Source organism: Micromonospora sp. NPDC005174 (assembly GCF_040608495.1).
Lineage (GTDB): Bacteria > Actinomycetota > Actinomycetes > Mycobacteriales > Micromonosporaceae > Micromonospora.
Genome location: NZ_JBEXIJ010000003.1, coordinates 234,362 through 259,856 on the forward strand (window position 1 = coordinate 234,362; position 25,495 = coordinate 259,856).

Consider the following 25,495-nt stretch of genomic DNA (forward strand, 5'->3'; position numbering starts at 1 on the left):
GATGATGACTGCCCCCACCAGTCTTGTCGGTTCGGTCAACGACTACCAGTTCGGGTCGATCGTCACCGACGTGTACGAGCACATTCCGGCCTTGCTGTATCCGAATTCGGTGCAGGTGTATGCGGAGATGCGCCGTGACTCTCGACTGACGGCGATCCTCGACGGCTACGGGTTGCAGTTGCGGCGGGCGCAGTGGCAGTTGGACGGGTCGGGTTGCCGGCCTGAGGTGACCCAGTTCGTTGCGGACTGCCTGGGCTTGAACGTGGTCGGGGTGGACAAGGCGTCGGGTGCCCGCCGTCGGGGCGTGTCGTGGAATGACCACCTCCGTTCTGCGCTCCTCAGCCAGGTGTGGGGGCATTACGGCTTCGAGATGGAAGCCGTCATCGACTCCGGCGGCCGTGCCCGCCTGACCACCCTGGCGGAACGGATTCCGGCGACGATCACGACGATCCACGCGGACCCGAAGACGGGCGCGCTGCTCGGCATCGACCAGTTGATCACCGCGCGGGACAAGACGCCGCAGATCGAGGCGGACCGGCTGGTTTTCTACTCCCGTAACCGGGAGGGTAACGGCTGGCAGGGCACCTCCCTGATCCGCGCCGCGTACGCCCCGTGGCTACTCAAGCGTGAAATGCTGCGCGTCGCCGCGATCTCGAACCGTCGGTGGGGTGCCGGCGTGCCGGTCGCGCAGGCGCTGCCGGGCACGAACCCGACGCAGGGGCAGATGCAGGAAGCGCAGCGCCTCGCGTCGGCGGCCCGTGCCGGGGATCAGGCGGGCGCGTCGATGCCGCCCGGGTTCCGGCTGGACATCGTTGGCCTGTCCGGCAGCATCCCCGACACGTTGGGTTTCATCCGGTTCCTGAACCAGGAGATCGCCCAGTCGGCGCTGATGCCGCACCTCGACTTGGGTAACACGGAGACAGGGTCGCGGGCGCTCGGAACCGTGTTCCTCGACTCGTGGACTTTGGCGTTGGAGTCGGAGGCCGAGTCGATCGCGGACACGATCACCCGGCAGGGCGCGGCGCGGATCGTCGACTGGAACTGGGGCGAGAACGAACCTGTCCCCCGTGTGGTCGTGTCGGGGATCGGGTCACGGCGTGAGGTGACAGCCGAGTCGCTGCAACTGCTGCTCAGCTCGGGCGCGCTCGCTGCGGATCCGGGGCTTGAGGCGTGGGTGCGCCGCGAATACCGGCTACCGGAGCGTGAAGGCTCCCCGGCCCCGGCGCCGACAGCCCGGGGTGGTTCGCCACGCCAACCGGAGCCATCCGAGGTTGCCGCTGCCGCTGCGGCCCCGCCTGCGGGCGTGGACGCGCAAGGACTTGCCGCCGACCAGGCGGACACGGTCACCGAGGTCACCGAGGGTTGGGCCGGCGCGTCCGGCCCGCTGGTTGCCGCCCTGTCTGCTGCGGTGGCCGCCGAGGTCGCTGGTGGTGCGCTTGCCGGCCTCACTGGGCTGGCGGTGCCTGCTGCGGCGGTGTCAGCCCTCGCGGGTGTGGTGACGGCCGGGCTGATAGACGTCGCGGAGAAGGCGGCGCGTCGTGCCGCAGTCGAAGCGGCCGGCATCGCACTGGTGGCGAATCAGCTCAGCAACGACGCCCGGGACCGGCTCGCCGACCTGGGTCGCGCGACGACGGATCTGATCGTCGCCGGCTACCAGTCGGCGGCATCGCGGGTCGCGCTCGGTTTGGCCGGCGGGAACGCCAAGCAGGTGAAGTCGGCGGTAGCGGATGCGCTCGCCGACCTGTCGCAGGCGAAGACGGCCGGGCTGGTGGCGGGGAACGTGTCCGCCGCTGTGGGTACCGCGCAGGGTGTGGGCCGTGAGGACGTGTTCTACCGACTACCCGCAGGCACCCGCTTCCGAACGTCCGAGATCAACGACCAAGCGCGGTGCGGACCCTGCCGTGACGCGGACGGGGCCGAGTTCCCGTCGCTGGCAGCCGCGCTGAAAGCCCGACCGACCGGACGTCACCCGAAGTGTGAAGGCCGGGACCGATGCCGGGGCTTCTTCTATCCGATCGCGGAAGGGGGCGCCTAATGCCTGACGCTGCCGTGCTCGCCCGCCGCGAAGGCGTCGAGCTGGTCCGCACCGGCCGATGGGACATCTCCGCCGGGCAGTGGACCGCCGCCCGTGAGGATCTGGCCGCCGCCGTCGCTGCCTTGTCGTGCCCGGCCATCCAAAAGCCGATCGTGAAGATCGGGCACACGGACAAGCGGTTCACGCCCGGCGATGGGGAGCCGGCGATCGGCTGGTACGACAACCTGCGTGTCGCCGACGGCGGGCACACCCTCGTCGGCGATCAGGTGGCCCCCTCGTGGCTGACTGACGTGCAGGCGGCAGCGTGGCCGAACCGGTCGGTGGAGGGCACCTACAACAAGCGGTGTGGACTCGGGCACACGCACCCGTTCGTGTTGACAGCGGTATCGCTGCTGGGTGTCACCCCACCTGGGGTGTCGACTCTGACCCCACTGAACAAACTCGACGACGTGAAGGCCCTGTTCGGGCTGGCCGCGTCGTCGGGACAGCCTGGCCCGGATGAGGTGCGGATCGCCGCGTCCGTTGTTGCCGCCGACGACGACAACCAGCTCAAGCACTACTGGACGAAGACTGCTGAGGGTTTGGCGAAGTGGCGGGACAAGCCGCACCCGTGGACGGCCCTCTACCACCACCTGAGCAAGCACGTCGGCGATGAGCGCGCCAAGCGGATCGCCTCGGAATGGTTCCACGACGTGTTCGGTTTCTGGCCCGGCTCGAAGCAGCACAGGGGCGTGAAAGCCGCAACGGACGGAGATGAGATGCCTAACCCCGACCCGAGCCTCACGGAGCGGATTCACGCAGCGTGGAACGCCTCGAATCCGCCGCAGCAGCAGTGGATCGTTGAGGCCGCCGACGATGAGGTCATCGTCATGGACAACACCGACCGCTCGCTTGCGCGGGTGCCGGTGACGGTCAACGGCGACACGATCAGCTTCGGTGAGCCGCAGCGGGTGCGTCCCGCGTACGTGCCCGCTGATGAGCCGGTGGCGGCTTCGCGGATGGTGTTCGCGTCCGCCGAGGAGTCCCGGCCTTTCACCGCACCCCCTGCCGATCCGTCGCCAACCGCAGCCCCCGCCCCCGAGGTGGACCCGGAGGTGCCCGCCGGTGACCCGACTGTTCTGGCCGCGCCTGCGACCACCGAACCGGCCCCCACGGAGCCGACCCCCGAACTCCCGGCCGCCGAGCCGGAGCCCTCACCATCAACCGAACCGGAAGGAGAGGACCCTGTGTCCACTCTGAGCACTGATGTGCGCTCGTGGCTCGGCCTCGCGGACGACGCCAAGGACAACGCGGTTCTGGCCGCGCTCGTTGAGCTGAAGTCGAAGGCCGACACCGCCCCCACCCCCGAGCAGATCGCCGCGTCCGCCGAGGAACGCGACGGGCTCGACAAGCAGGTCAAGGTTCTCGCCTCTCAGGTGGAGACGATTTCCGCCGAGCTGGCCGCGAAGAAGGCCGAGCAGAACGCCACCGTCAAGGCGTCTGTCCTCGACGAGGCGCTGCGCCTCGGCAAGTTCACGCCCGCCGACCGTGAGCAGTGGGCCAAGGACTACGACGAGGCCCCCGGCCCGATCACCCGCGTGCTGGCGTCCATCGCCCCCGGAACTGCTGTCCCGGTCAACGCGTCCGGCTACACCGGCAACAACGAGGCCACCGGCACCGACCCGTTCGACAAGGACTACGCCAAGTTCTTCGGCGAGAAGGCTGGTGCCTGATCATGGCTGACTACGCCCCGCTCTACATGCCCGGCGACATCATCACCGGTGTCGCCAACGGCGCCATCGTCGGCGGCAAGGCCGTCATGGTCAACGGCAACGGCACCATCTCCACCGCCACCGCCGACTCCAACGCTGTCGTCGGTATCGCCGCGTTCGACGCCGCGTCGGGCACGAACGTCACCTACCACGCTCGCGGTCAGGTGCACGTGTCCGTGGCCGCGGGTGCGATCACCGCCGCCGCCCGGCTGAACTCGGCCGCGTCCGGCAACGTCGCCTCGGCCACCGCCGGTGTCGGGAACATCGGCATCGCCCTCACCACCGCCGCCGACACGGCCCTCGTCACGTGGATGGAGTGCTAACCGCACCCCACCGCAACACCTGAACAACACCACCCTCACCACAGTCTCCCCGGCGCCCTGCGTGCGGGGTTTTTTCGTGCCCACGCAGGGCGAAAGGGGACAGGCTGATGCCTCTCCAGACGTACCCACCGGCCCCGGCGACCCTGTCGGGTGACCTGGTCACCATCAACCGGATGCTCGCCAACCCGGCGGTCATCCAGCGGCGGCTGCGGCAGCTGTCGAACATCCAGTTCATCGCCGACCGGCTGCTGCTCGCCAAGTACCGCACGTCGGGTGGCGCGGTTTCCTACGAGATCAACGACCAGCCGCTGTTCACCAACCGGTCCGTGACGGCCGTGTCGCCGGGCTCCGAGTACCCGCGCGCCCTCCCGCAGTCGGGCACTGCCGCCCTGGCGAACGTCTCCAAGTGGGGTCAGGCCACCGAACTCACCGACGAGCGGATCAAGCGGTCCGTTCCGATGGGTTCGGCGGTGGACTGGGCGCTGCGCATCGTCATCAACACGGTGGTGCAGAAGATCGACCGTCTGGCCATCGCCGCCGTCGCGTCGGCGATCAACTCGACGCCGATCGCCGCTGGTGCGGCGTGGAGTTCGTCGGCGACGATCCTGCGGGACATCGAGCTGGCGAAGGCAGCCGTGGACGGCCAGGAGATGGGCTACAAGGCCGACACGGTCCTGATGACGAACACCAAGTACGCGTACATGGTGTCCGACGACAAGATCGCCACCCTGCGCAAGCGGGAAACCTCCGACAACCCCGTGTACGGGGGTGAGATCGAGACGATCGCCGGCCTGAAGGTCATCACCACGCCGGTGGCGAACATGCCCGGCCAGGCCGACGACGTGTACGTGCTCGACTCGCAGGCCCTCGGCGGCATGGCCGACGAGACCGAGGTGGACCCCGGGTACGCGACATCGCAGAACGGTGTGCAGGTGCAGACCCGCCGTGTCGCCGAGCGCGACGTGTGGCACATGTGGGCGCGGCGTATCACCGTCCCGGTGGTCACAGACCCGCTGGCCGGTCGGAAGATTTCGGGTACCTGACATGGCCAAGCGCTATCAGGTTGTGGCCGAATGCGCGCACGTCACCACCTCCACGACGGGCGTGCGGTCGCAGGTGCTGCTGTACAAGGGCGCGTTCCTGCCCGACGACGTGGAACCGGAGCGGCTGACGTTCCTTCTCGACGGCGGGTTCGTCGCCGAAGAGGGCGACACGCCTGTCGCCCCGAACGCCGCGGTTGAGCAGGACCCCCGTTCGGGCGCGGATTCGGTGACCCCGGACGTGCTGCGCGGCGAGAAGCCGGCCGAGGATGAGCGTCCGTCGTCGGACGTGTCCGAGCAGGTCGCCGCCGTGGCGATCGATGAGGGCAGCATCGACAAGGCTGCGGTCGCGCCGGGCGTCGACCCGGAGGTGGAGCAGAAGCGCGCCGCCGCGCGGGCGAAGCTCCCGGCGGACGGTTCGGCCCCGAAGTCCAGCCATGGCATCGACGTGTGGGTGGAGTACCTGGTCGGCCAAGGCTACGACTACGCCCAGGTGTCGAAAGAGCAGGACAAGCAGGTTCTGATCGACCTCGCGAAGTCCCGCCAGTCCTGATCCGGTCGTGAACCCCGGCCGCCCGTGAACCCTTGGCGCGGGCGGCCGGACCCACCCCTTCGATTGGAGGCGCCCGCCGTGGCGAACGTGCAACACGCAACGCTTGTCGCCAACACCGTCACAAGCCTCACCTTCGCCACCAACGGCGGACGGGTGGAAGTGTTGAACGCCGACGGCGCCGCCGACGTGTACTTCCGCGCCGACGGGGTCAACCCCACCGTTGGCGGCACGAACTGCCACCTACTGCCAGCGGTCGTGAACAGCCTCGAAGTCGCCGACGAGTCGACGGGTGACACCAACGTGCGGCTCATCTCTGCGGGCACCCCACGCGTGTCGGTGCGTGTCTGGTGACCACCCGAGCGTTCTACGGCGGCGGCGTCACAGCAGCGGGCTCCGAAGCCCTCGCCGCAGGTGAGATCACTCCCGCCCGCGAAAACATCATCAGCGCCCTCGCTGGTGGACCGAGCGGCAATCTCAGCCTCGTCTACTTCACCGCTCAAAGAACTGAGGCCATCAACACGGTCACCGCTTGGGCGGGCGCTGCGGCGGCAGCAGCGACCCCCACACTGATCCGCTTCGGCGTCTACGAGATTGCCGCCGACGGCGCTGGAACGCTTGTGGCCGCCACCGCTAACGACACCACCCTGTTCGCCGCGACGAACACCGAATATCAGAAGTCCCTCACGGCGACCTTTAACAAGGTTGCTCGGCGTCGCTACGCCGTGGGGCTGCTGGTGGTGAGCGCCAGTTCGATGCCCACCCATCAGGGGCTTGTTCACTCCGGGAACACCGTGTCTGCGGCTTTCTTGTCGCTGCCGCCGCGGCAGTCGGGGCGACTCATCGGGCTTTCCGACCTGCCGTCCAGCTACACGGACATCTCTCTCACAACCTGTGTTTGGAAGATCGCCGTACGAATGTCCTGACGATGCACGGCCGGCTTCGCCGTAAGTGGCGCTGGCGCGCGTCGGACATTGCGCAGGTCAACGCTCTGCGCCGGCACTGCACGCAACTGCGAATGCTCGTCGCCTCGGGCCGCCCGCCACAGGCAATCGAAGGGGAGCGTCATGACATCCCTGCTGTTCCCCGACTCGGGTAGCCGAGTGGTGGTGCTGCTGTCCGGCAAGCCCGCCGTCAACGCCCGCGCCTACGTGTACGCCGACCGGGAGCTAACCCAACCCGCCGAGGTGTACCACGACGCGGACGGTGTCAAGGGCACCTTGATTCAGCCCGACGCCGACGGGCGGGTGTCGTTTCAGCTCGACGCCTACGGCGCGCAGCGCGACTACTGGGGGCCGGTCAGCGGCGCGACGCAACTATGGATCGTTGTATACGGTGTGGCAACGCTGGTGTCAGCCGACTACAACCGGCGGCTCGACAGCATTCAAGCCGAAGTGCCATCCGATGCGACCGGTGCCAGCAAGGGCATCATCGCGCTCACCGGGGCGCTCAGCGGCACCGCCGACGCCCCAACGCTGGCCGTTGGTTCCGTTACCTCCGCTGCCATCGCCCCCGGTGCCGTAACGGCAGGAACCGTCGGGCTCGGCAATGTCAACAACACCAGCGACGCGAATAAGCCCATCTCCACCGCACAGCAGACGGCGCTGAACGGCAAGGTTGGCCGCGGTGAGCAGCTGATCGACCCGAAGGACTACGGCGCGGTCGGGAACGGCATCGCCGACGACACTGCTGCGGTGCGGGCGGCGTTCGACGCCGCGAACGCTCTGGTCAATCAAGGGTTGAGCGCGTCGCTGCTGGTGCCTGGCGCTACCGTCATCCTGCGGGGTACCTACAAGCTGTCGACGCTGTCAACGCCGATCGTCGTGTCTTGCAATGTGATATCCAGCGGTGCCGCCTTCGTCGTCCCGGCCGCCTACGCAGGTGTGGCCGTGCTGGTGGGTGCTGGCGACGGGAAGCTGTTGCAGATCGCCAACGTCAACCTGCCGGATGTTGTGAAGCCGACCGGCACTGCGCTGGTGGCGGGTAGTGTCGGCGTGCGCGTGCAGAACTTGGCCAATTCGAAGGCGATGTTCGGGCGTACCGCCTACTTCGAGACAGGTTTGCACTTCACAGGCTTAGGTCAGGGCACCGCCTACTGCGAGTTTCACATTGGTTGGATCTCGTACACGAAGGTCGGTCTCATGTTGCGGCCGTTGGCGGGCGGCTGGGTCAACCAGTGCACGTTCGTGTCGGGCGGCATCCAGCAGTCGGCCGGGTTTGCTGGCGGACTGCGACTGGCTGGTTGGCGGCATGTGCTGCTGGACTACGCCAGCATCAACACCGTGAACGGCAACACCTTCGTCGGCGTGTCGTTTGAGGGTGACGTCTCCGAGTATGTGATCGAGATGCGCGGCACCTACGACAACACGTTCTTGGGCTGCCGCCATGAGCAGGGCACCGCCGGGGCGTCCGTGACGGTTTCGGGTTCAACGTTCACCTCGACCGCGCATGGCCTGAACGTCGGCGACTGCGTGCTGTTTTCGTCAGGGTCCATGCCGGGCGGAATGGCTGTGCTGTCCCCCTACTACGTCGTGGCTGTTCCGACAGCGGACACGTTTCAGGTGTCACGGGCCAAGGCCGGGCCGGCGTTCACACCAAGTTCGGCGGGCGCGTCTGTGCTCTGGTTCAGGCCGCAGCGGGTGCTGATCGACGCGAGCGCAACGTCGAGTTTCAATAACACGATCATCCAGCCTGGGGTGCCGAACCGGCATCTTGATTTGCAGATCACCGGCGCTCAACATTCCGGCAACGCGATCCGTTCTGGCCAGTCGCAGGTGTACGACAACTACCTTGAAGAGGACTTGCCGCAGTACCGGGTGCGTAACCGATATAGCGGCACCGTCCGACCCGGGTTCGCGGCGTACCCACCGTCGGTCAACCCCGTTGAGGACCCCGATGGGTGGACATCGGCCCTGTCGGACCGGGGCGTGTTGTTCGCGGCCGGGCGGACGGAGCTGAGCAGGCTGTTCAGCTCCGGCGGAGCGTTGGCCGTTCAGCGCCCCGGCGACTTGGTGTTCGAGATTCCGTCGTCCCGCCGGTCACCGAGCTTGATCAGCGTCACATCGCTGTCGTGCGCGGCTAACACGACCACTGCGACGACGTTCACGCTCACCGACGCGGCTGTCAACGATCACGTCTTGGTGACACCGCTGAGCCCTCTGCAAACAGGCGTTGCGCTTTCCCATGCCTATGTCAGCGCCACCAACACGATCATGGTCGTCTTTGCGAACCTGACCGCGTCGCCGATCAGCCTGACGACGACGCTGAACGCGGTCATTTTCCGGCGCTACTACTGAGGTCCGGCCGAGGTGCCTTTGGCGCTCATGAGCTGACGAAGCCCACACCCATGCGTGAGGAGGCGTTGTGCCCGGTGTTGGGGGTCTACCCAGCCGCGAAGCGCCGGAGTGGGCGCCGCTGCGCGAGAACGTCGCCGACTACGTGCCGCACCGCACCCTCGCCCGTCGGGAATCCACCACCACGGCGGGCGAGGACGTGTACTACCTGACGTTCGATTCGGACACTCGGCCGACCGGGTGGGCTGTTGATCGGCTGATCGGGGATGGCATCGCCTACATCACTGGTCAGGTGTCACCGTTGCACGTCTCGTTGCAGGCGACAGCGGCGGTGATCGCCACCTTGTATGCGGCTGCCGCAGTCGAGCGAAGCTGGCCTAACGATGATCAATCGTTGCAGCGGGCCAACGACATGGAGAAGCGCATGGCGGACATGCTGGTTGCGCTGGTCTCGGCAAATGACCGGGCGAACGGCGGCGATGGGGAGCCCGGTGACGCCGACAAGCTGATGCTGGCCTACTCGTTCCCGGCTCCTGTCGCGTGGGGCGACTCGTACCTGTGACTGGGGGGTGGGTCGCGTGCCGGTGAAAGTGAAGTTCCGTGCCGACCGGGCTGGCATCGCCCGTATGCTCCGCCAGGAGTGGATGTACCGGGAGTTGGAGCGCCGCGCCGACCGGGTCATCGTCCGGGCGAGGGTCACGGCGCCGGTCCGTTCGTACGAGTACCGCTCAAGGATCGGCCGGGAGCGGGTGGAGAGTGCCCGCACCGCAACTGTTCGTGTGGTGGCCCGCGCCGACCACTCCCTGATCTTGGAGCAAGGCAGCCGGCCGCACATCATCGAGCCCCGCCGCAAACAGGCGCTGGCGTGGCCGGGAGTAGCCCACCCGGTGAAGCGGGTTCACCACCCTGGAACGCCCGCCATGCACATCCTGCGGAACGCGTTGATCGCCGGGGCTGGGGACTGATGGGCGGCTACGCGGACCCGGAACGGCTGGTCGCGGACTGGCTGCATGAGCGCATGAGCTGCAAGATGTGGGCGGATCCTCGCCTGCCCTCGGATTGGGAGTTCACGGCCCCACTCGGTCATGTGCAGCGCGGCCAGGGCGAGGGCGACAGCGTCCTCACCCTCGACGTGGCGTTGCTCGACGTCGACTTCTACGCCAAGAACGCCGACCACGCCCGGCAGGCGGCCGAGCGTGCCCGCACCGAACTGCGGCTGAACCTACCCGGACACACCTGGGAGTCGGGCGTGACCGTCAGCGGTGTCACCACGGTAGCGGCCCCGTTTTGGTCGCCGGACCCGGCTGTGTACCGCCGATCGGCGGCCTACCGGGTCGTTCTGCACGGCCTGCTGCCTGGGTGAGCACCCACGGTTGAGGACCAACGTCGCGTAGCCCCGCGTCAACCGCCGCGACTTGAGTCGCCAACCACCAGCCGGCCAGGGCAACCAGTCCGATCATCGAGGGACGCGACATCCCCAGTTGGTTGTTCGCAGGTATGTAGGCGACGAGTACGCACAGTTGCACAAACAGCAGAAGGGGCAAGGTGCGGCGGGCCTGTACGGCACCGACCCACGTTGCAGCGAACAGCCAGCCCAGTGCGGCCATGAAGACGACCACCCCCGGATACGTGAGGTCCGACGCCAGCCACGGGTAGATAGTTGACCAGTACAAGCCTGCGGGCCAGCCGGTGCGGCTCTCGGTGCGCACAGGGTACGACGGATATTCGGCGATGTCCGTGCCAAAGTACTGCTGGGCGTAGGAGGCCACGGCTGGTGTACTTCCTAAGCCGTGCGACCACTCGAAGGGAGTTTCGAGGTTGTACGCCAACCCGAGATAGCCGTGTGTCGGGTAGTGAACGAGGGCGGCCACGCCGGTCGCGAGGTGCGTGCCAGCAACCGCTTCCACCGTCCGATTCGGAGGAACCCGGTCCTGAATCCCGAAGCGGTCGATGCGATCAGCTTGGCTGGTCACCATATAACCGCAGAACAGGATGCCGATCGTGCCAGCTAACGCCAGCAGCCGGCGACGTTTCGCTCGTTCGACGCGGCTGGTTCGACGCACGACGGTCGCAGAGGTGACCAGCAGCCCACCGCCGACCATGATTGCAATGTCGCCGAGGCCTTTCAACGTGCCGATGAAAAGGAAGAACAGGCCATAGGTTGCCATTCCGGTGACCCCTATGAACCGGGTAGCCCTGGACAAGCGGCTCCAATGAACAACCAGCAGTGGGACTAGCACCGTCCCAAGCACACCCAGAAGGGTCAGCATCTGGATTGCCGGGTTCACCCTGCCTGCGTCTTGCTGCTGTTCGTAGACGGCAAATTTGCTCACATACGCGCCAGCTGGGTCTTGAAGGCTAGCCCAAATGCTGGCGGGGCCGGTCGCCCCGTATTCGCCGAGCAGCGCGAGACCTAACGCTATGTGATAGATGGCCCCGGCGACAACGAGGCGCGTGATCCGCCGCCGACTTGCCGTGCGGCCCACCGCGGACACTTGGCGCGGTCGCCTGCGCCTGCCGATCCGAATCGCGTAGCCGAGGGCGAACGCCCCAGTTGCGGCGAGCACAAATCCAGTGAGTCGCAGCGGGTTGGGAACTTCAGACGCCATGCCCCCGGTCCAGAACATGCCGAAGGTGGCCAGCATCCATCCCGCGGCCAGCAGTAGGGGCAGCCATCCGCGCAGCGTCCGGTCAAAAGGGCGATCGGGTTGTCGGGAGCGATCCGGTCGATCGGTGGTGTGCTCGTAGGTGTTCAGCACGAACGAAGTCCCCCCGAGGGTGCGGGTCAGCTATCGGCGACGGGCCTGGCCGCCGTATCACTCAACGAGCTTCGGGCTCCAGACGTGTCGCTGACCGCTCATGCCTGGCACATCACCTTCCACGGGAAGCTGCCCGGCTAGCCCTGAGGGCGGTTGAGCTGCGGCATCACGGTAAAATCGGACACACATACGAAGATGCCCCGGCCGGTGCGCTAACACCGCCGGGGCCGCCGACAACCCGATCTGAGCGGGAGCCGACATGGCCGAAACTAGCATGCCCGAGTTGCGCTGCCTTGAGTGTGGGACGCCCATTAATCGCACCAGCAAGGTGGGGCATCCGCCGAAGCGGTGTGCAGGCTGCCGAATTCTTGACCGGCGACGAAGGCAGAAGGTCTGCGACCGCCGTCGTCGTGCTGCGCAGCGGCTAACCCCCAAGCCGCCCGCCAGTGCCACCTGCGCGGATTGTCGCGCCACCTTCGAGCGCACGGGTGTTCGGGGAGCCGCACCCAGGCGCTGCCCGGCCTGCACGCTGGCGCACAATCGGGCCGAAATGCGTCGCAAGAATGCCGAGCGTGACGCGGCGAAGCGCGCTGAGTACGCCCTCCACGGCAGGTGGACAGCGTGCCGTGACTGTAGTGAGCCGATTCGATGCCGCCGTTCGAGCGGCGGCACTCCGGTGAGGTGCAAACCGTGCTTGAAGGCACACACCGACAGGCAGAAGGTGGAGTGGGCGGCGGCCAACCCTGAGAAACGCAAGGAGATCGGCCGCAAGGGCGCACATGTGCGCCGAGCGCGAATCCAGTCACGCGACGTGGAGCACTTCACCGACGTGGAGATATTCGAACGCGACCGTTGGATTTGCCACCTGTGCCGTACGCGGATCAACCGCCGGCTTGCTTGGCCACATCCGCGCAGCGCAAGCCTGGATCACGTCATCCCCGTCTCCCGAGGCGGCGCACACGTTCGCGCGAACGTGAAGGCGACCCACCTCGTGTGCAATCTCCGCAAGAACAACGGCTGCATCCCACAGGGAGAGCAGCTTCTCCTGATCGGCTAGCAAACCGCGCAGACCTAACCAACACGCAGCCCTCGGATTCCTCCGGGGGCTGCTCTGCATGCCCGGAGGAACAATGGCTCGCACCTTGATTCCCGTCGTTGACACGAGCAAGGCGGGGACCACGATGCCCGCCGAGGTCGCCGCAGACGTCGCGAACGGCAACTACGTGCCCAACGACGGAAAAACCCTCGTGTTAGCGCGTAACGCGAATGGCGCTTCCACCGCGCGGACGGTGACGATCACCCTCGTCGGCACCATCGACGGCTTCGCTCCCGCCGCCCGCGCCATCAGCATCCCGGCCGGCGCGAGCAAGATCCTCGGACCGTACGAGGTCGTCAACTACGGCTCGCAGCTTCAGTTGTCAGGCGACAACGCGGAACTCAAGTTCACCCCGATCCGCATGCCGTAACCCCCAGGTCACACGGACCCGCACACGTCCGCACCCGGCCGTCGGCCGGGCCGTCACCATGCGCAAAGGAGTGACCCATGGGGGTCAACACCGCCGCGATTCGGGCTTTCCAGAATGGCCTGGTCGCGGTCAGCGGCTACGGCGTCACGAACCCGACGCTGCCCACGAACGGCACCACCACCCTCAACGCCGCCATCTACACCGAGGTTGGCGCGATCACCTCGGACGGCATCACCGAGGCCACCTCGCAGGACACGAACGACATCTTCATGTGGCAGGGCAACGCGCTCGCTGCGTCGCTGCCCGGTGATTACACGAAGACGTTCCAGTTCGCGGCGATGGAGACGTCGCTGGTGACCCTCGGGTTGCAGTTCCCCGGCTCGACGATCACCCAGACGGCCGAGGGTGTGACAGTCGCCGAGAAGCCGCCGGTGCGTGACCCGCGCACGTGGATTCTGCACGGTCTCGACGGCACGAAGGGTCAGCGGATCGTCATCCCGCTCGGCCAGATCAGCGAGCGCGGAGACGTGGTGTGGTCGTCGCAAGACGTCACCGTCTACCAGTGGACGGTGAAGTGTTTCATCGACGGCTCCGGCAACGTGGCCTACCGCTATTTCGTAGACAGCGCCTTGGCTCTGCCCTGATCGGTCCCTGTTCTGGTGCTGGCGGGAGTCCGTGCGGGTCGCCCGCCAGCACCTCATCCCTACCTGTCGACCCGCATAGACCCGCATTGGAGACCCGCATGTCAACGAACGCTGCGACGGGCGTCACCGTCGCTATCACGGAACGCCGCGTCCCGGCGCCGCCGGGTGTACAGCAGGATCGGGCGGAAGCCGTTGACCGGCTCGCCGGCCTGGGAATGATCGACCCTCCGGCGGGTGGACCTTCCGCTGACATGCTGGTGGGGTTCGACGTAACCGTGGCGGGGGTGCCAGTGGAGGCGCACGTCCTGGCGTACGAGGTGACGTCGGGCGAGACGGGACCGCAGGTGACGGTGACGTTCGCGGCGGACACGGTGACGGTGGGGGCAGCCCAGCCGGCATCACCGGCCGCTGCGACGCGTAACGGCCGCCGTCAGGTGTGGCAGCCGGCGCCGGTGGACCCGCGCCACGGCCTTCCCGGCTGGGAGCCGGAAGGCACGCCGGAGGTGCGCGATGCCTGAGCAGCCTGAGGGGCGGCTCGTCTACGAGCTGCACACCACTGAGGAGATGCACCGGGCCGAAAGCACCCGGGAGAAGATCAGTGGCTACCTGCAACGCCAGGGCCTCGACCCGATGTTGGCGGTCGTCGGGAACTCGATCCAGGTGCGTGAACACGCCGACGGCAGCATGTGGTTGCACACGTGGCAGGCATTTCCCGGGTGGCCGCTGTGTGAGCACTGCCCGACATGCGTGAAGCAGGAACGCGTCGCTGTGCCGCTGAACCCTGACGTCGCGCTGCCCGAAGGTTTCGCCGAGCTGGAGTCGGAGGCCGGTCGTGGCTGAGCAGCCGATCGACGACGAGTTCGACCTTGACGCCGCGTGGGCTGAGGAGCGACGCGAACCGTTCCGGTTCCGTTGGGCGGGCGTGCGCTGGGAAGTGCCACACCTGAGCGAGATCGTCGACTGGCGGCAGGTTGCCGACGCCGACAGCATGGACCTGCCCGCCATTCAGAAGCTGCTGCGCACCGGTATGGGTGAGCGGGCCGAAGAGTGGGAGCGGGTGACGCAACCCGTCCCGGCGATGTTCAAGCTGTACGACCAGTGGTTGGCGCATTCCGGTATGATGCCGGGGGAAGCGCTGGGCTCCGACGACTCCTCCGAGAGCACGGAGGAGCCATCGCCGCCGACCTCCACCACTACCACCGGATCAGCCTCCGCGAAGCCCTCTTCGGCCCCCCGCAAGCGCGCGTCCCGGTCTCGGAGCTGATCTGCTACATCGAGCACCTTCCGCCCGGGTCGGCGTTCCGCCGGGCCGTGTTGGGCGCGTCGGCGGACGTCAGCGTCGACACATACCTGCTGCGGCGCATCGAACTGCGACTGTCGGGGGCGAACTGGCAGCGCGGCGGCGGTAAGGGCAAACGCCCCGAACCGGTGCCCCTGCCCGGCGACCCGCCGACTGTGTCGACCAAGCCGCAGCAGGTGAACGGCGGCGAGGTGGCGCAACGCTTGCGCAACTTGGGGCTCATCCCACCCGGCGACGCCAACAACACGTGACGGGGGAGGTCAACCATGACCTCCCCCGTCGTTGTCGGTCACGCCGCTGTTGAGGTCACCGCGTCCGCCCGCGGCTTCGCAAAGAAGCTCCGCGAAGCGGTGGTGGCCGAGTTCAAGTCCGCCGGGTTCGACAAGGCGCTCGCTGACGCGATCGGCAAGCGCACCATCAAGGTGCCGGTTGAGCCGGACTTCGACAAGAAGTCGCTCCCGAAGACCTTGCCCACGCCAGCACCCCGCACGGGCACGCCGAAGGAGCGGGTCACCGACCCGGACGCGGTGCTGCGTGCTTTCCAAGCCGACGTGCAGCGGCAGATCCGTGACCTGTCCCGGCAAGCCATCCGCATCCCCGTCAGCGCCGACAGCGACAGCTTGCGCGCCGACCTGGCGGGCCGTATCGCGGCGGTGGAGCGCGCCGTCAAGGTGGAGGTACCAACCACGGCGGGTGGCCGGGGCGACTATGAGCGGTCGTTGAGGGCACAGATCGCCGATGTCACCGCCCGTGTCGGTCGCAGTGTCCCGCCGGTCGCAGTGAAGGTGAAAGCGGATCCGCTGACCCGGGAGTTCCAGGCCGATATTCAGCGGCAGGTGTCCGCGCTGTCCCGGCAGGCGAACACTCGAATCCCGGTGCGCGCGGACACGGCCGGGGTGCGCCAGGACATCGCCGTTGAGCTGGCGGCGATCCAGCGGACGTTGAAGGCGGAGATCCCCACCGAGCCCGGCAGCCGGCTCGCCTACGAGGCGAAGTTGCGGGCGATGGTCGCCGAGGTGTCCCGCACGATCCGGGTGTCAATTCCGGTCGATGTGGATCACAACCGGTTTCAGCGTGCCGTGGCCGGGTTGGCGTCGAGCCTGCCACCCGGTGTGGCGGGGGCGTTCCAGCGTCTGGGTGACGCGGCGAACACTGCTGGCACGACGGTCACGCAGGCGATCGGTGCCGCGGCTACCGCGTTGACGAGCATGGTCAACCCGGCGGTACTGGCGGCGGCTGCGATTGGTGTGACGGCCGCAGGGCTGCTGCTCATCGGCCCTGCCGCGTCGGCGGCGGCGGGGGCGATCGGTGTTCTCGCAGGTGCTATCGCGTCGATCCCCGCGTTCGCGGTCGGCGGCGGCGCCGTCATCGGTGCCCTCGCGTTGGGCCTGCGTGGGCTGGGCGATGCGTTCAAGTCCACCGGCAAGGCCGCTGGTGGGGGTGGGCAGTCGGCGGCGGCGGGTGCCCGGCAGATCGCCGCTGCGCAGCGGGGCATCGCGCAGGCACAGCGCGGCCTGATTGCCAGCGAGCGGGCTTACCGCAACGCTCTGGCCGAGTCGCTACGCGCGCAGCGTGCCATCGACGACGCCCGCAAGGTCGCCGCTCGACGGATCCAGGATCTTGGCCGGGCGGTTCGCGGCGCGACCGTGAACGAGAAGGAAGCCGCACTGCGGGTCAAGGAAGCGGAATTGGCGCTGCGGGAGGCGTTCCGGGACCGGAATCCGCTGGAGATGGAACGGGCGCAGATCGAGTTGGAGCAAGCCCAGCTCGCCGCCGAGGACGCCATTCAGGCGTCGAAGGACGCCGCCGTCGCGAAGGCTGACGCGGACCGGCGTGGCATCGAAGGCTCTGAGGAGGTCGTCGCCGCTCTTGACCGGCAGCGGGCCGCGAACGACCAGTTGTTGGCGGCAGCGGACGGGTTGAAGTCGGCGCAGGAGTCGTTGACGGCGGCGAACGAGTCCCTGGCTGCGGCGCAGGAGAAGACGGGAGCTTCGGCGGGCGGCGCGGCCAAAGAAATGATCAAGCTTGCGCCGGCGGCGGAACGGTTCGTGCAGGCGATCAAGGACATGAAGCCGGCGTTCGAGAACCTGCGCCTTGACGTGCAGCAACGCCTGTTCAACGGCCTGGACAAGACGGTCCGGCAGGTCGGTACGGCGTGGCTGCCCCAGTTGAAGACGACCCTCGGGTCGTACGCGGACACGTTCAACGGGTTCTTCCGCAACCTCGGGTCGAGCATCACCAAGCCGAAGTTCATCGACGACATCGCCGCCTCGGCCGAGACGGGCCGCCAGGCGTTGGAGAAGATCGGCGATGCGGTTTCGGGTCCACTGGTGGACGCTTTTGGGCGGCTGTCGCGGGCGGCGAAGCCGTTCGTGGACGCGTTCGGCGACGAGTTCAGCGACCTTGTGCGGGATTTCTCGCAGTGGGTGAAATCCGCCGACGAGTCGGGCAAGTTGCAGGAGTTCTTCGAGAAGACGAGCGGTTACCTGCACGACTTCTTCCGTGTCGGCCGCGCTGTCGCATCGATCTTCAAAAGCCTCACGGTGATCTTGTTCGGGGCGGAGGACAACGGCAAAGACTCGGGCGTCGTCGACACCTTGGAGTCGCTGGCCGACTACCTCAACGATCCGGAGAACCGGCGGCAGTTGGCCGAGTTCGTGGCGTCACTCAAGGAGTTCGGCCGGATCCTCATCGAGGACGTGATCCCACCGATCGCGAAGGTCGTGTTCTGGTTCGGGTCGATACCGGACAAGGTCCGCGCTGCCGGTGATGCGATCACCGGTGCGTTCGACTCGGTGAAGCGGGCAGTGTCCGATTTCGTGGGTGGCGCGGCGTTGAAGTTCGGCGCGCTGCCCGGCCAGATCGGCGGGGCGGTCGGCGCGATCGGTCCGGTCGTGTCGTTCGGCTTCACGGCGGCGCTCGACAACGCGCGGCGGATCGTGTCGGCCGGGCTGGGTGTGGTGCAGCAGCACTTCGCTGCCCTGCGTGGTCGGGTGCAGCAGCACTTCGCTGCCCTGCGTGGTCGGGTGCAGCAGGCGTTGTCGTCGGTGCCGGGGGTTGTGTCGGGGCTGATGAACACGTCCGTCGGCCGGGCGATCACCTCACTGGCGACGCTGCCGACGCGCGGCGCCGCCGCCGTGGCGGGGCTCGGCTCGCGGATCGCGTCGACCCTCGGCGGACTGCGCGGGCAGATGTACAACGTCGGCCTGAACGTCGTCTACGGGCTGTGGGATGGCATCGCCGCGCTGAGCGGGTGGCTGCGCAGCAAGATCTACAACTTTGCGTCATCGGTCATCAACAGTTTCAAGATTGGGTTCGACTCGCACTCGCCGTCACGGCGCATGGCCAATGAGGTCGGCCGCTGGCTGCCCCCGGGCCTCGCCAACGGCATGGATCAGGCGATCGGGTCGGTGGAGGCGGCGCGGGATCGGATGATCGCCGCCGCGATCCCCGACGTGTCCGACGCGTACGCGTTGAACATCACCCCCGTCGTTGACCCGTACGGGGCCGCAGGTGCCACCCTCAACGCCCCGGCCCAAACCGCCAACACCACAAGGTTGGAGTTCGTCGGCGACGCACCCGGCTCGTTCATGCGCTGGGTGAAGGACAACGTGCGGATCAGCTACGGCGGCGACGCCAACCAGGCGTTCGGCCGTGCGCCCACCGCCCAACTCGCCTCTGGGAGGTGACCGTGCGGTGGCCTGACGAAACCCTGCCGTTGGAGGTGGAAGCCGCATTCGGGGCAGATGTCACCGCCGACCCGGGCACGTGGACGTGGACGGACCTGTCCGACCGGCTCACATCCACTGCCATCGCCCTGCGGGCGGGAGCGTCGTCCGCCGACGGGCGAGTGTCCCCCGGCTCGTGCACGGTGACGCTGCGCAACTCCGATGGGGCACTCACCCCCCTGCACCCCATGTCCCCGTACTGGCCGAACGTCGAGCTGGGCACACCCCTGCGGGTACGTCTGCGCCGCGCCCAGGATGCGTTCGGGCGCACGACCAGCGGCAACACGTGGGGCAAAGCCGACTCCGGCGAGACGTGGGCGGTCGCCGGGACAGGCCAATCGGTCACCGCCGGTGTCGCCCGGCACTCCCACAGCGACGTCAACAACCTGCGACTGTCGGTCCTGCCCGTGTCGTTGACCGACAGCGAGCAGGTCGCCGACATCGCCACGTCGGCGCTGCTGACCGGCGGCGCGCTAGTCACAGGGTTCGTGGCCCGATACTCCGGGGGTGCCTTCTACTGGCTGCGGGTGGAGTTCAACCACTCCGCTACGACAGTCGCGTTGAAGATCAGCCGATACTCCCCGTCCGGCGGGTGGGTCGACCTTGCGTCGATGCCGTCAGTGCCGGCGCTCACCTACGCGGCGAACACATACCTGCGGGCGCGGGCGTCCGTTCAAGGCACCACCCTTGCCCTCAAGGTGTGGCCTGCGGCGGGCACCGAACCGCCGGGGTGGCACCTCACCGCCACCGACGGCACCATCATCCGACCCGGTCAGGTCGGCTGCCAATCATGGCTGGTCAGCGGAAACACGAACACGCTGCCCGTGGCCGCACTGCACAAGAACTACACGCTGCGCGTCGACCGCTTCTCCGGTACCGCTGACCAGTGGCAGCCCACCTACCTGCCGACCGGCGAGGTGGGGCAGATGGAATCCGCGATGCGGATCACCGCGTCGGGCATTCTTCGCCGCCTACAGCAGGGCACCCCACCCTCCAAGTCGGCCCTGCGCCGTACGATCGGCGGCTCATCGCCCGTCGCCTACTGGCCGGGCGAGGACGGCATCCTGTCAAGCCAAGCCGGATCGGCGACCGCTGGGGCGGCACCGCTAGTTGTGGACGGTGTCGTCGACTTCACGCCCGTGCAGGACTACACGGCGTTCGCCGGATCTAACACCACCCGGTACGGCACCACGGCGCTGGCAAACCTGAAATCCGGGGGAAGCCTGCACGCCCGCCTTACCGCCGACGCGACAGCGGCGACCGCGGCCGTGTGGACGGTGGGTACCACCGCGCAGGTCGACACCCTGTCGGTCCTGTCCGGTGACGTGGTCGTGTTGGAGTGGACCACCAATGGCGGCACCTACACCCGATGGCGGCTACAGGTCACCACCAGCCTGCGCACGCAAGTCATTGCGATCACCGCCGGAGGTGCCGCCACCACGCTGATCGACGACGCGTCAGCCACACCCGCGTTCGTGCACTACGCCGTGTCGGCGAGCGTGTCCGCGGGCACAGTCACGGTCCGGCTGTATCGGGACTCATCGGCACCCTCAACGACGTTCGCCGGCAGCATCGGCGGCGTCACGTCGGTTGCGGTGAACCCGACCGGCAGCTCATCGACGTCGGACATGCCCGCCGGGCACATCGCCGTATGGGCGACAGGTGCCCTACCGGTAACCCGCGCGGCGTTCATCGACAGCTACGGCGGCGTTGTGCGGGAGGCGCGACGGTCGTGGCTGGGTGAAACGGCGGTCGCGCGGCTGGTCCGACTGGCCGCAGAGGACGGCATCACCGTCGACACGGTCCTGCCCCCGGGCGACGCCGTTCAGCGCATGGGATGGCAGGCCGTAGGTACCGCCCTCGACTTGTATCGCGAGTGTGAGGACGCCGACGGCGGCATCTTGCAAGAGCAAGGGTTCCGCCTTGCCTACCTGACCCGGGCGGCACGGTACAACCGGCCTACCGACCTGACCGTCGACCTCGCCACATACGCGGTGTCGGAGTCCGACGCCGACGACCCGTTGACCCCGATCTACGACGACCAGGACGTACGCAACAGGTGGACCGTCGAACGTGCCGAGGGGTCGTTCGCCGTCGCCGATGATGTGGCGAGTCAGCGGCGCGGCCTGTACGACGACTCGATCCGCCTCAACCTCGATTCGGATGCTCAACTGCCGCATCAGGCGGCGTGGCGGGTGCACCTGGACGCTGACCCGGACCTACGCGAGTCCACGTTCCCGGTCGATCTGGCCGCGAATCCGACCTTGCTGGACGGGTGGCTGTCGTGTCAGGTGGGGTCGCGGATCGTCCGCATCAACCCACCCGCCCAGCACCGTCCGGGACCGTTGGACCGGATCGTCATGGGCTGGTCGGAGACGATCGGCCCCCGCTCGTGGCTGGTGCAGGTGGTGCCCGGTCCGGCAGTGCCGTGGGATGTCGCGGTCGCCGACGACCCGGCGCAACGCCCGGCCGCGGATGGGGCGTCGTTGACGTCGACCGTGTCGGCGTCCGCAACCAGCCTGTCTATCAGCAGATCGTCGGGGGTGGGGTTCACCACCGACCCGACCGACTTCCCGCTTGACCTTGTGGTGGGTGGTGAGCAGGTGCGGGTGTCGGCGATCAGCGGAACAGGCAGCCCTCAAACGGCGACGGTCTCTGCCCGCGCTGTCAATGGTGTCAGCCGGTCGTGGCCTGCGGGAACAACGGTGGACGTCTGGTCTCCCGCGATCTCACCCCTGTAGGGAGTGGCCTCTCTGGTCAGGACCGCCACTCATCGCGGTAGCCGGGCCGGTCGGCGTACGCCAGGGCGAGCGCGAGCAGCGTCGGGCACTCGTCGAGCTGGTGCACATGTAACCCGATCGCATCGAGCCCGCACCCGTCGCAGTCGCCGTGACCGTCGTCGTGGTGGATGTCGAGGATGCGCCGCTTGGCGTCCACCTCGGCCAGCACGCGGGCCGGGTCGTGGCGGGCGATGTGCTCTCCCACCTCGAAGAGGGAAGTGCCCCATGGCCCGTTGGCGAGGTACCCACTTCCGCCAGTGCCGACCTGGACGACGTCCCCCTCGTCGGTAGTGGCCCAATGCGGGTAACGGTCGGCGGCGATCTTCGCCACCCGCTCGTCGTCGTCGAGCTGGACGCGCAGCCAGATCACGAAGTCATCCACGGCGCTCACCTTGCCGGCTCGCCGGTCTGCTCACCCATGCAACCAATTCTGCCGCAGCCTGTAGGAGGCATCCGTGCCAGCAGTGGCCACCCTCGCCGCCGGCTCCCGACTAACGGTGCCACGGATCGTGTTCGCCTTCGGGCAGGCCCCGGCGGCGAAGCTGCGGCAGACCGTCGCGCAGACCCTGACAAACAACACACCTACCGCGCTGACACTCAACGTTGAGGACTTGGACACCGACCCGGACGGGATCGGCGGGCACTCAACGAGCAGCAACACCAGCCGATACACGGCCCGCTACCCAGGCTGGTACCGGGTGGGCGGCGGAGTCTCGTTCGTGTCCAACTCGACCGGGGTGCGCTTGGCGAGTTGGGCGGTCAATGGCACGAACGTCGCCGGGTCCGACGTGCTGTCCACCGCCGTGTCCGGCAACACGACCCGCATGGCGGCCCGTGGCGACCTCATCTACCTCGCCGAGGGCGACTACCTGGAGTTGCGCGTGTACCAGTCGTCCGGCGGCAACCTCGATACCCGTGTCACGAACGACGAGATGTCCACAGTCTCGATCACCTGGGAGCGTCCGTGAACCACTGGTGGCTGATCATCAGAACGCCCGGCGAGCTGCACCTCTACCAACTCGGTGATGGTGACGCTGACGCGCAGGCAGCAGCCGTTGACGAAGGCAGCGCCCAGCACGGTGTGCCGGAGGACTGGTGGGAGCGGCGAGATGAGGGCTGGGATCGGTCGCTAAGTACCGGCGATCCCCATCCGTCGTTGCTGGCGCAGGCGACGACGGTTACACGCCTGCCGGAGGTGCCGTGATGCGTCGTTGGGCGGCGGCTGGTGTGGTGGCGCTACTCGTGGTCCTCGCTGGCAGTGTGTTGTTCGCGCCGACGGCGGCGGGTGGGGCGCAGGCTGCCGCCGAGTGCCCGCAGCCGTCCGCCGCCCCGAAGACGATCCTGACGATCGGTGACAGCATCACTGAGGGTGCGACGATGCAGGGGTCGGCGAGCCCGTCGTACCGTGCGGAGTTGAGCCGGCTCCTGACGGAGGCGTGCATCCCGCATCAGATGGTGTCGGCCGCTCTCGGTGGGACGACGTGCGGGTATTGGTCGTCGCGGATCGCAGGGCTGATGTCCACGCACCACCCCGACGTCGTGTTGATCAACTGTGGGACGAACAACCGGCTCGACAACGCCAGCTCGGACACGATCGCCGGGTTCGAGGCCACCTACCGGTCGCTGTTCGACGTGGTGATGGACTCCGACCCGGACGTGCTCGCGTGGCCCGCCTGGGTGCAGTACAGCGCCGGCCGCCCGTCGACCGGATGCACCACCCCGCCAGGTCCGTCGCCGTCATGGCTGCCGGCCAGCGAGGCGAAGGTTGACGACGCCATCTACCGCAGCATCAAGATCCATGCTGAGTTCGGGCGGCGCATCCCGGGCTGGATCGACTACCAGTCCATCCCCGAGGGCTACCTCGACGAGTGCGGGGTGCATCCGACGCCGGGCGGCTACGACGTGATGGGCCGCATCGTCTACAACACCATCGCCCCCTACCTGGTGACCGTGCCGACCGCCAAGCTGCCGTGCGGCCTGACCGGACGACGGCCCGGCGGTGTCGTGCCCAACTGGACGCCCTGCCAGCAGATGAACATCAACGGCTGAGAGGGGACGTCGATGGCCACGTACGCCCAGTTGCAGGCCGAGTCGTACTGGACGCGGGAGATCGTCACCGACGAAATTGACTGGCTCGGCGACGAACTGTGCCGCCGCACCGGGCGAACTCGTTAGACGGCAAGCCCGGAGCGGCGTTTAGTTGCCCGCACCTGAGCGGCCCGCCTGCACGTCCGACATTGCCTCCTTCCGTGGGTGTCCACGTACAGGTTGGCACCTGCGTACGGGTGGCCGGATGGGCAGTGCGTCTTTCCGTTGCCCCCGACCGGTGTCCGCTTGTCCACGGGCACCTCAGGCGAGCGACGGAACTGTTCAGCCCTTCGGCTCTGTGACCGCTGAGATGATTCGAGTCTGCACGTTCGGCAGCCGCGACCTTGACGGTCAGCGCGGACGTACGTGTTGACGTTGTCGTAAGGATGTCCAGCGGGACACCTCTCGACCCGCGCGTGTTCCGCCGCGAAACCCACACCACGAAGCACGTTAGTCCGCGCTTTTACGGGCTCAAGATGGTCGGGGTTGCAGCAGTCCCGAACGCGGCACAGGTGGTCAATCTGCAATCCGTCCGGTATCGGACCCACGAAGGTCAGGTACGCGACGCGGTGAACGTACTGGGACGACTGCCCAGGGACTCCGATCTGCCCGTAGCCATTCGGCTTGACGTACTTCTGCCAGCGCCAGCAGCTATTCTCGTCAATCTTGACGGAGCTAAGGATACGTTCCCGAAGCGACCGAGGCGGCGGCCCTGACCTGCGAGTTGCGGGATTCAATCCGACCATACTCCATTGTCCCAAATATTTAGCAAATTCGGGTAAAGAAACGCACTACCAGCAGCGATCGTCGTCACATTATTCGAACGGGGGACGCGTGGGACGCCAAGCTTATTCGAACTGGAAGAAAGCCGGGGCACCGTTCCGCCTGATGACCCCGGCGCAAGACCTCAAGACCAAGCTCCGGGCGCACGGCTACGTCGTCTACGACATCGGCAACGAAGACCACATGGAACACGAACCGCCGGAGGACCACACCCCGTACTCGGAGACCGGCTACCCGGGGAAGGCGACGTACGGCGTCGGCTACGCCATCGACATCATGCCGCCCGCGTCGGGTGCCCGCTCCAAGGTCGACGGCCTGCCGCTGCCGTCGTTGCAACAGTTGGGTGCGCAACTACTCACCGACCGCAACGACGGTGTGGCAGGCATTCGCTGGTTGAAGTACATGAACTGGGAGCCGCAGCGGAACAACGGCGGCACCTGCCACCAGGACTCGTGGAAGCCCACCTACGCCCGCCGGTCGTCCACCGACCGGGGGCACATTCACCTGTCCGCGCTGACAGGCTTCGACAGCAGCACGATCGGCGCCGGGTACGACCCGGTGGCCCGGATTCGAGGAGGCATCGACATGACCCCGGAAGAGCACAAGTGGCTTGAGACGGTGCACAAGAACCTGACGGTCATGGACGGCCGGAACCCGATCGGGCAGGTGTACACGCGGATCACCGACGGCACGGACGCGGTGCTGGGCAGCAAGCACGCGCAGACGTTCCCGTCGCTGACGGCGCTCGGCAAGCAACTCACCGCCGTACAAACCCTGCTGACGGGGCTGGCCGGTAAAGACTTCACCGACGAAGCGGCGATCGTGCAGGGCGTGCTGGCGTCGTTGACGCCGGAGAAGATCGCCGCCGCGATCCCGCCTGCCCAGGTGAAGGCCGTCGCCGACGAACTGGCCAAGCGACTGCAAGGCTGATCAACCAACACCACCAACGGGGTGC

Annotated in this window: 27 protein-coding genes; 24 read left to right on the top strand and 3 right to left on the bottom strand. The window is 67.4% G+C overall.

What is annotated here, in order from left to right; genetic code table 11:
• Positions 1–4 precede the first annotated feature (4 nt).
• The 11 genes from ABZU91_RS05355 (at position 5) to ABZU91_RS05405 (ending at position 10,355) form a co-directional block, all read left to right on the top strand.
• The gene (locus tag ABZU91_RS05355) at positions 5–2,035 is read left to right on the top strand and encodes a DUF935 family protein (protein ID WP_355234205.1); all 2,031 of its coding nucleotides are present in this window, start codon (positions 5–7) and stop codon (positions 2,033–2,035) included.
• Positions 2,035–3,747, top strand: coding sequence for a phage protease (locus ABZU91_RS05360; RefSeq protein ID WP_355234208.1), 1,713 nt, complete (start codon positions 2,035–2,037; stop codon positions 3,745–3,747). Before ABZU91_RS05355 ends, ABZU91_RS05360 begins: the two co-directional genes overlap by 1 nt.
• Positions 3,748–3,749: 2 nt before the next feature.
• A complete protein-coding gene (locus ABZU91_RS05365) occupies positions 3,750–4,109 on the top strand; it encodes a capsid cement protein (protein WP_355234211.1) in 360 nt (119 codons plus the stop codon).
• A gap of 107 nt (positions 4,110–4,216) precedes the next feature.
• Positions 4,217–5,152 (top strand): hypothetical protein, encoded by a 936-nt coding sequence (locus tag ABZU91_RS05370; protein WP_355234214.1) that lies wholly within the window; start codon positions 4,217–4,219, stop codon positions 5,150–5,152.
• 1 nt (position 5,153) lies between these two features.
• On the top strand, positions 5,154–5,702 hold the full coding sequence (locus ABZU91_RS05375) for a hypothetical protein (protein WP_355234217.1): 549 nt from the start codon (positions 5,154–5,156) through the stop codon (positions 5,700–5,702).
• A 78-nt stretch (positions 5,703–5,780) separates the two neighbouring features.
• Positions 5,781–6,053 carry a hypothetical protein gene (locus tag ABZU91_RS05380; protein WP_355234220.1) on the top strand — a complete coding sequence of 91 codons (273 nt, stop codon included), beginning with the start codon at positions 5,781–5,783 and terminating at the stop codon, positions 6,051–6,053.
• Positions 6,050–6,625, top strand: a complete 576-nt coding sequence (locus ABZU91_RS05385; protein ID WP_355234223.1) for a hypothetical protein — start codon at positions 6,050–6,052, stop codon at positions 6,623–6,625. Before ABZU91_RS05380 ends, ABZU91_RS05385 begins: the two co-directional genes overlap by 4 nt.
• Before the next feature lie 141 nt (positions 6,626–6,766).
• Positions 6,767–8,995, top strand: a complete 2,229-nt coding sequence (locus ABZU91_RS05390; protein WP_355234226.1) for a hypothetical protein — start codon at positions 6,767–6,769, stop codon at positions 8,993–8,995.
• 67 nt (positions 8,996–9,062) lie between these two features.
• Positions 9,063–9,554 (top strand): hypothetical protein, encoded by a 492-nt coding sequence (locus ABZU91_RS05395; RefSeq protein WP_355234229.1) that lies wholly within the window; start codon positions 9,063–9,065, stop codon positions 9,552–9,554.
• A 16-nt stretch (positions 9,555–9,570) separates the two neighbouring features.
• Positions 9,571–9,957 carry a hypothetical protein gene (locus ABZU91_RS05400; RefSeq protein WP_355234232.1) on the top strand — a complete coding sequence of 129 codons (387 nt, stop codon included), beginning with the start codon at positions 9,571–9,573 and terminating at the stop codon, positions 9,955–9,957.
• Entirely contained in the window at positions 9,957–10,355 is a 399-nt protein-coding gene (locus ABZU91_RS05405; protein ID WP_355234235.1) for a hypothetical protein, read from the top strand. The genes ABZU91_RS05400 and ABZU91_RS05405 overlap by 1 nt, the downstream gene beginning before the upstream one ends.
• On the opposite strand, the gene ABZU91_RS05410 is transcribed toward ABZU91_RS05405, so the two are convergent.
• Complete coding sequence (locus ABZU91_RS05410) at positions 10,258–11,751, bottom strand: hypothetical protein (protein ID WP_355234238.1); 1,494 nt, start codon at positions 11,749–11,751, stop codon at positions 10,258–10,260. The genes ABZU91_RS05405 and ABZU91_RS05410 overlap by 98 nt on opposite strands.
• A 694-nt stretch (positions 11,752–12,445) precedes the next feature.
• Here ABZU91_RS05410 and ABZU91_RS05415 point away from each other — a divergent pair.
• From ABZU91_RS05415 to ABZU91_RS05455, 9 genes are all read left to right on the top strand, one after another.
• Positions 12,446–12,808, top strand: a complete 363-nt coding sequence (locus tag ABZU91_RS05415) for an HNH endonuclease (RefSeq protein WP_355234241.1) — start codon at positions 12,446–12,448, stop codon at positions 12,806–12,808.
• 73 nt (positions 12,809–12,881) lie between these two features.
• Positions 12,882–13,217, top strand: coding sequence for a hypothetical protein (locus ABZU91_RS05420; protein ID WP_355234244.1), 336 nt, complete (start codon positions 12,882–12,884; stop codon positions 13,215–13,217).
• 77 nt (positions 13,218–13,294) lie between these two features.
• Complete coding sequence (locus ABZU91_RS05425; protein WP_355234247.1) at positions 13,295–13,861, top strand: hypothetical protein; 567 nt, start codon at positions 13,295–13,297, stop codon at positions 13,859–13,861.
• An 86-nt stretch (positions 13,862–13,947) separates the two neighbouring features.
• Positions 13,948–14,379 (top strand): hypothetical protein, encoded by a 432-nt coding sequence (locus ABZU91_RS05430; RefSeq protein WP_355234250.1) that lies wholly within the window; start codon positions 13,948–13,950, stop codon positions 14,377–14,379.
• Positions 14,372–14,701, top strand: coding sequence for a hypothetical protein (locus ABZU91_RS05435; RefSeq protein WP_355234253.1), 330 nt, complete (start codon positions 14,372–14,374; stop codon positions 14,699–14,701). Before ABZU91_RS05430 ends, ABZU91_RS05435 begins: the two co-directional genes overlap by 8 nt.
• Entirely contained in the window at positions 14,694–15,125 is a 432-nt protein-coding gene (locus tag ABZU91_RS05440; protein WP_355234256.1) for a hypothetical protein, read from the top strand. The genes ABZU91_RS05435 and ABZU91_RS05440 overlap by 8 nt, the downstream gene beginning before the upstream one ends.
• Before the next feature lie 47 nt (positions 15,126–15,172).
• Entirely contained in the window at positions 15,173–15,412 is a 240-nt protein-coding gene (locus ABZU91_RS05445; protein ID WP_355234259.1) for a hypothetical protein, read from the top strand.
• A 15-nt stretch (positions 15,413–15,427) separates the two neighbouring features.
• Entirely contained in the window at positions 15,428–18,850 is a 3,423-nt protein-coding gene (locus ABZU91_RS05450; protein WP_355234262.1) for a hypothetical protein, read from the top strand.
• Positions 18,851–18,852: 2 nt separating this feature from the next.
• Positions 18,853–21,630, top strand: a complete 2,778-nt coding sequence (locus tag ABZU91_RS05455; protein WP_355234265.1) for a hypothetical protein — start codon at positions 18,853–18,855, stop codon at positions 21,628–21,630.
• Positions 21,631–21,646: 16 nt separating this feature from the next.
• Here the strand turns inward: ABZU91_RS05455 and ABZU91_RS05460 are convergent, their stop codons facing one another.
• Positions 21,647–22,051, bottom strand: coding sequence for a DUF6221 family protein (locus ABZU91_RS05460; RefSeq protein WP_355234268.1), 405 nt, complete (start codon positions 22,049–22,051; stop codon positions 21,647–21,649).
• Between the two features lie 73 nt (positions 22,052–22,124).
• On the opposite strand from ABZU91_RS05460, the gene ABZU91_RS05465 reads away from it, so the two are divergent.
• Genes ABZU91_RS05465 through ABZU91_RS05475 form a run of 3 tightly spaced genes read left to right on the top strand, consistent with a single transcriptional unit; the run spans position 22,125 to position 23,718 of the window.
• Entirely contained in the window at positions 22,125–22,637 is a 513-nt protein-coding gene (locus ABZU91_RS05465; RefSeq protein WP_355234271.1) for a hypothetical protein, read from the top strand.
• Positions 22,634–22,873 carry a hypothetical protein gene (locus ABZU91_RS05470; protein WP_355234274.1) on the top strand — a complete coding sequence of 80 codons (240 nt, stop codon included), beginning with the start codon at positions 22,634–22,636 and terminating at the stop codon, positions 22,871–22,873. The genes ABZU91_RS05465 and ABZU91_RS05470 overlap by 4 nt, the downstream gene beginning before the upstream one ends.
• Positions 22,873–23,718: an SGNH/GDSL hydrolase family protein gene (locus ABZU91_RS05475; protein ID WP_355234277.1), complete on the top strand. Its 846-nt coding sequence runs from the start codon at positions 22,873–22,875 to the stop codon at positions 23,716–23,718. The genes ABZU91_RS05470 and ABZU91_RS05475 overlap by 1 nt, the downstream gene beginning before the upstream one ends.
• 122 nt (positions 23,719–23,840) lie before the next feature.
• Here ABZU91_RS05475 and ABZU91_RS05480 read toward each other — a convergent pair whose 3' ends face one another.
• On the bottom strand, positions 23,841–24,503 hold the full coding sequence (locus tag ABZU91_RS05480) for an HNH endonuclease signature motif containing protein (protein ID WP_355234280.1): 663 nt from the start codon (positions 24,501–24,503) through the stop codon (positions 23,841–23,843).
• Between the two features lie 142 nt (positions 24,504–24,645).
• Here ABZU91_RS05480 and ABZU91_RS05485 point away from each other — a divergent pair, with 142 nt between their 5' ends.
• Positions 24,646–25,470 (top strand): hypothetical protein, encoded by an 825-nt coding sequence (locus ABZU91_RS05485; protein WP_355234283.1) that lies wholly within the window; start codon positions 24,646–24,648, stop codon positions 25,468–25,470.
• Positions 25,471–25,495 lie beyond the last annotated feature (25 nt).

Excerpts from the sequence above, each read along its gene's own strand:
- ABZU91_RS05420 (WP_355234244.1), top strand. The coding sequence starts at position 12,882 with ATGGCTCGCACCTTGATTCCCGTCGTTGACACGAGCAAGGCGGGGACC.
- ABZU91_RS05370 (WP_355234214.1), top strand. The coding sequence starts at position 4,217 with ATGCCTCTCCAGACGTACCCACCGGCCCCGGCGACCCTGTCGGGTGAC.
- ABZU91_RS05450 (WP_355234262.1), top strand. The coding sequence starts at position 15,428 with ATGACCTCCCCCGTCGTTGTCGGTCACGCCGCTGTTGAGGTCACCGCG.
- ABZU91_RS05390 (WP_355234226.1), top strand. The coding sequence starts at position 6,767 with ATGACATCCCTGCTGTTCCCCGACTCGGGTAGCCGAGTGGTGGTGCTG.
- ABZU91_RS05360 (WP_355234208.1), top strand. The coding sequence starts at position 2,035 with ATGCCTGACGCTGCCGTGCTCGCCCGCCGCGAAGGCGTCGAGCTGGTC.
- ABZU91_RS05425 (WP_355234247.1), top strand. The coding sequence starts at position 13,295 with ATGGGGGTCAACACCGCCGCGATTCGGGCTTTCCAGAATGGCCTGGTC.
- ABZU91_RS05435 (WP_355234253.1), top strand. The coding sequence starts at position 14,372 with ATGCCTGAGCAGCCTGAGGGGCGGCTCGTCTACGAGCTGCACACCACT.
- ABZU91_RS05365 (WP_355234211.1), top strand. The coding sequence starts at position 3,750 with ATGGCTGACTACGCCCCGCTCTACATGCCCGGCGACATCATCACCGGT.
- ABZU91_RS05355 (WP_355234205.1), top strand. The coding sequence starts at position 5 with ATGACTGCCCCCACCAGTCTTGTCGGTTCGGTCAACGACTACCAGTTC.
- ABZU91_RS05480 (WP_355234280.1), bottom strand. The coding sequence starts at position 24,503 with ATGGTCGGATTGAATCCCGCAACTCGCAGGTCAGGGCCGCCGCCTCGG.
- ABZU91_RS05405 (WP_355234235.1), top strand. The coding sequence starts at position 9,957 with ATGGGCGGCTACGCGGACCCGGAACGGCTGGTCGCGGACTGGCTGCAT.
- ABZU91_RS05485 (WP_355234283.1), top strand. The coding sequence starts at position 24,646 with ATGACCCCGGCGCAAGACCTCAAGACCAAGCTCCGGGCGCACGGCTAC.
- ABZU91_RS05475 (WP_355234277.1), top strand. The coding sequence starts at position 22,873 with ATGCGTCGTTGGGCGGCGGCTGGTGTGGTGGCGCTACTCGTGGTCCTC.
- ABZU91_RS05375 (WP_355234217.1), top strand. The coding sequence starts at position 5,154 with ATGGCCAAGCGCTATCAGGTTGTGGCCGAATGCGCGCACGTCACCACC.